This is a genomic window from Amnimonas aquatica (genome assembly GCF_002943415.1).
Lineage (GTDB): Bacteria > Pseudomonadota > Gammaproteobacteria > Pseudomonadales > Moraxellaceae > Perlucidibaca > Perlucidibaca aquatica_A.
Genome location: NZ_PTQZ01000163.1, coordinates 1 through 4,190, shown reverse-complemented (window position 1 = coordinate 4,190; position 4,190 = coordinate 1). Strand labels below are relative to the sequence as shown.

Sequence of the window (4,190 nt, the reverse complement as noted above, 5' to 3'; positions counted from 1 at the left end):
ACGGTGGCCAGCGTGGGCTCGTCGGCCGCCGTGGCGACAACCGGAGCCGCCAGTGCGGCGACCGCGACGGCCAGCGTGCTCTTCAGCACACCGGGGGCATCATGCTTGCGGCTACGGATGTAGCTCATATCGTTCTCCTGGAAACAGTGGCATTCGCGCATGCAACACGGATCAGCAGCCGACCGGCTCAAACACTGATCACAGCGGGCGCATTGAATGGGAAAACTCGCCATCTGTAAACATAAATGAGAACAATTATCAAAAATTACAGTAACGTAAGCGTAACGCCGGGTTGCCGCGGGAACACCAGGAAAAGATGCTCGTGACCCGGCCCTGGCAAGTGGCTGCCAGCACACGGAACACGGATATGGAGAGCACGGACGACAGGTCGTGCGGGTAGCAGGCCCTTGCGGGCCGGGGAGGCACCGGCGAGAAAACCCGGCTCAGGCGCGCCTGGCTTAAAGGCCGACCCGCACGTTCTCGATCACCCGGCGCGCGGCGGCGCGCGCGTCATCGACCGAGCCGCCCTTCGCCAGCGCCACGCCGAGGCGGCGCTGGCCGGCCACTTCCGGCTTGCCGAACAGCTTGAGATCGGTGTCCGGCTCGGCCAGCGCTGCGGCCAGGTTGCCGTAGGTCATCTGCCGCGAGTCGCCCTCGACCAGCAGCACGCAGGACGCCGTCGGCCCCTGCTGGCGGATGGCCGGCACCGGCAGGCCGAGGATGGCCCGGGCATGCAGCGCGAATTCGGACAGGTTCTGCGACATCAGCGTCACCAGGCCGGTGTCGTGCGGACGCGGCGAGACCTCGCTGAACCAGACCTCGTCACCTTTCACGAACAGCTCGACCCCGAAGATGCCGCGCCCGCCCAGGGCCTCGGTGACCTTGCCGGCGATCTCCTGCGAACGTGCCAGCGCGGCCGGCGACATCGGCTGCGGCTGCCAGGACTCGCGGTAATCGCCGGCGACCTGCAGGTGACCGATGGCATCGCAGAACGAGGTCGTGGTGCCGCCGGCGCCATCGTGGTGGCGCACGGTGAGCAGGGTGATCTCGTAGTCGAAGTCGATGAAACCCTCGACGATCACGCGGCCGCCGCCGGCGCGACCGCCGGACTGGGCGTAATCCCAGGCCGTGCGGATGTCGTCGGCCGTGCGCACCACGCTCTGGCCCTTGCCCGACGACGACATGATGGGCTTGACCACGCAGGGCATGCCGACCTGCGCGACCCCGGCAGCGAAGGACTCGAAGGTGTCGGCGAAGACATACGGCGAGGTCGGCAGGCCCAGGGTTTCCGCGGCCAGACGACGGATGCCCTCGCGGTTCATGGTCAGCTGCGCGGCGCGCGCGGTCGGCACCACGTGCCAGCCCTCGGCCTCCAGCTTCACCAGTTCGTCGGTGGCGATGGCCTCGATCTCGGGCACGATCAGCGCCGGCTTTTCCTGCTCGATGACGCGCCGCAGCGCGGCGCCGTCGAGCATGGAGATGACATGGAAGCGGTCGGCGACCTGCATGCCCGGCGCGTGCTCGTAGCGGTCGACGGCGATGACCTCGCAGCCCAGGCGCTTGAGCTCGATGATGACCTCGCGGCCCAGCTCGCCGGCGCCGAGCAGCATGACGCGGGTGGCGGTGGCGGAAAACGGGGTGCCGAGAACGGGCTGGGTCATGGCGATGGCTCCGGGAAAGCGGAAGAAGGGATGGAAGCTGCCGGCGGCTGACGCCGGCCCTCGATCTGGCGCAGGATTCTGCGTTGCTCGTCGACGCTCAACAAGCCCCAGCGACCGATCTCGTCGATGGTGCGCAGGCAGCCGATGCAGACCTTGTGCTCGTCGAGCCGGCAGCGGCCGATGCAGGGCGACAGCGACGCGGTCATCCGGCCCTCGTGCATCGGCGCTCAGTCATCCTGCAGTTTCAGTTCGTCGCGGAAGCGGCGGGCATTGCCGACATAGTGCTGCGCGCTCAGCAGCAGGCGCTGCTGCGTGGCCTCGTCGAGCTGGCGCACGACCTTGCCGGGCGATCCAACCACCAGCGAGCCGTCGGGAATCTCCTTGCCCTCGGCGATCAGCGCGCCGGCACCGATGATGCAGCCCTTGCCGATCTTCGCGCCATTGAGGATCACCGCCTGGATGCCGATCAGCGAACCGTCGCCTATGGTGCAGCCGTGCAGCATGGCCTGGTGGCCGACGGTGACATCGCGCCCGATGCTGAGCGGAAAGCCGTAGTCGGTGTGCAGCACGGCGCCATCCTGCACGTTGCTGTTCTCGCCGATGGTGATGACATCGCAGTCGCCGCGCACCACGGCGCCGAACCAGACGCTGGCGTTCTCCTCCAGCACCACCGAACCGATGACGGTGGCGCTGTCGGCAACCCAGTGCTCGCCCTTGGCCTCGACGCGGCGGTCGCCCAGGGAATATTTCATGGCAGTTCCTCGGAAGCGGCCTCAGCGCGCGCCGGGCACGAGCATGCCCGGCAGCGCCGGCGGCCAGGGGTAGTCGATGTGGTGCTCGAGGCCGTGGCGGATGAAATCCACCAGCATGTAGGCGGTCAGGCCCCAGATCACGTAGCCCTCGTAGCGGAAGCACGGCACCACCAGATCGATGCCGCGGAAGTTGATGCGGTGGTCGCGCGCCGCCGGGGTCTCGATGAAGTAGCGCAGCGGCACCCGGAACACGCTTTCGATTTCGTCCGGATTGCCGACCAGGTCGGGCTCGCCGTCGACCACGCCGACCACCGGCAGCACCAGGATGCCGCTCTTGGCGCGCGCCGGCTTGAGCGCACCGATGACCTCGACGCTGTGCATGGGCAGGGCGACTTCTTCCTCGCTCTCGCGCAGCGCCGTCATGGCCAGGTGCAGGTCGCCGGGCTCGCGCTTGCCGCCCGGGAAGGCGACCTCGCCGGCATGCGACTTCATGTGCGCCGCGCGCCGCGTCAGCAGCACCTCGGGCTCGCGCCCGCCGAGGATGGGAATGAGCACCGCCGCGTCGGCGCCATCGGCCGGCGGCGGCGAAGGACGCAGGTTGTGGCGCAGGGTCTGGATCAGTGAATGCTCGGTCATGCGGAGATCATACACAGTCCGTCAGGTATATACTGCACGGCATTGTTCCGGAGCCTTTTCCATGAATTTCTGCAGTCACTGCGGCCATGCCGTCGAGCATCGCATCCCCGACGGGGACAGCCGCCTGCGCCATGTCTGCCCGCAGTGCGCCACCGTGCATTACCAGAACCCCAAGATCATCGCCGGCTGCCTGCCGGTGTGGGGCGACCGGGTGCTGCTCTGCCGCCGCGCCATCGAGCCGCGCCACGGCTACTGGACGCTGCCGGCCGGCTTCATGGAGAACGGCGAGACCATCGCCGAGGGCGCCGCGCGCGAGACCTGGGAAGAAGCCGAGGCCAATGTCCGCGACCTGCAGCTGTACACGGTCTACAACATTCCCTACATCAGCCAGGTCTACATGCTGCACCGCGCCGAGCTGGTCGAGGGGCGCTTCGGGGTCGGCGTGGAGTCGCTGGAATGCCGCCTGTTCAGCGAAGACGAGATCCCCTGGGACGAGCTGGCCTTCCCGTCCGTGAAGAAGACGCTCAGGCACTACTTCGAGGACCGCCGCAGCGGACACTTCCCGCTGCACGTCGAGGACATCCGGCCGCGCAGCTGAGGCCGCGCGGCGCACCCAGCACCGCCACTTCCCGACCTCACTCCCTGACGGCGGACGCCGGCTCGCCGGCAGGCGTCTTCACGGCCGGGACCAGCGGCAGCTCGCCGCTGTCGCGGATCACCACCCTGGCACGGGGACGACCGTCCCAGCCGCCGGCGCGCTCGATGCGCTGTGCCACCGCAACGCCCTCTTCGACCTGGCCGAATACCACATGGCGACCGTTCAGGTGCGCTGCCGGCGCGGTGGTGATGAAGAACTGCGAACCGTTGGTGTTCGGTCCCGAGTTGGCCATGCTGAGCAGGCCCGGACGGTCGTGCTTGAGCGTGAAGCTTTCATCCGCGAACGGCTTGCCGTAGATGCTCTCTCCGCCGGTGCCATTGCCGCGCGTGAAGTCGCCGCCCTGGATCATGAAACCGGGAATGATGCGATGGAACACCGAGCCCTTGTAGTGCAAGGTGGCACCCGAGCGGCTCTTGCCGCGCTCGCCGGTGGCCAGGGCGCGGAAGTTCTCCACCGTCTTCGGGGCGGCCTTGCCGAACAGGC

6 protein-coding genes are annotated in these 4,190 nt (G+C 68.0%); 1 reads left to right on the top strand and 5 read right to left on the bottom strand.

Going from position 1 to position 4,190, the window contains the following annotated elements; translation table 11 throughout:
• Nucleotides 1-458: 458 nt before the first annotated feature.
• From purT to C5O18_RS07035, 4 genes are read right to left on the bottom strand one after another with little or no spacing between them, the layout of a single operon-like run.
• The gene (gene purT / locus C5O18_RS07050; protein ID WP_105192710.1) at nucleotides 459-1,661 is read right to left on the bottom strand and encodes a formate-dependent phosphoribosylglycinamide formyltransferase; all 1,203 of its coding nucleotides are present in this window, start codon (nucleotides 1,659-1,661) and stop codon (nucleotides 459-461) included.
• On the bottom strand, nucleotides 1,658-1,867 hold the full coding sequence (locus C5O18_RS07045; protein ID WP_105192712.1) for a DUF1289 domain-containing protein: 210 nt from the start codon (nucleotides 1,865-1,867) through the stop codon (nucleotides 1,658-1,660). Before C5O18_RS07045 ends, purT begins: the two co-directional genes overlap by 4 nt.
• 21 nt (nucleotides 1,868-1,888) lie before the next feature.
• A complete protein-coding gene (locus C5O18_RS07040; protein ID WP_105192708.1) occupies nucleotides 1,889-2,413 on the bottom strand; it encodes a gamma carbonic anhydrase family protein in 525 nt (174 codons plus the stop codon).
• Nucleotides 2,414-2,434: 21 nt separating this feature from the next.
• The gene (locus tag C5O18_RS07035) at nucleotides 2,435-3,049 is read right to left on the bottom strand and encodes a CoA pyrophosphatase (protein ID WP_105192706.1); all 615 of its coding nucleotides are present in this window, start codon (nucleotides 3,047-3,049) and stop codon (nucleotides 2,435-2,437) included.
• Between the two features lie 61 nt (nucleotides 3,050-3,110).
• Here C5O18_RS07035 and C5O18_RS07030 point away from each other — a divergent pair, with 61 nt between their 5' ends.
• The gene (locus tag C5O18_RS07030) at nucleotides 3,111-3,647 is read left to right on the top strand and encodes an NUDIX hydrolase (RefSeq protein WP_105192704.1); all 537 of its coding nucleotides are present in this window, start codon (nucleotides 3,111-3,113) and stop codon (nucleotides 3,645-3,647) included.
• Between the two features lie 37 nt (nucleotides 3,648-3,684).
• On the opposite strand, the gene C5O18_RS07025 is transcribed toward C5O18_RS07030, so the two are convergent.
• Nucleotides 3,685-4,190, bottom strand: a 506-nt coding sequence (locus C5O18_RS07025; RefSeq protein ID WP_105192702.1) for a peptidylprolyl isomerase, incomplete at its 5' end; no start/stop codon positions are given.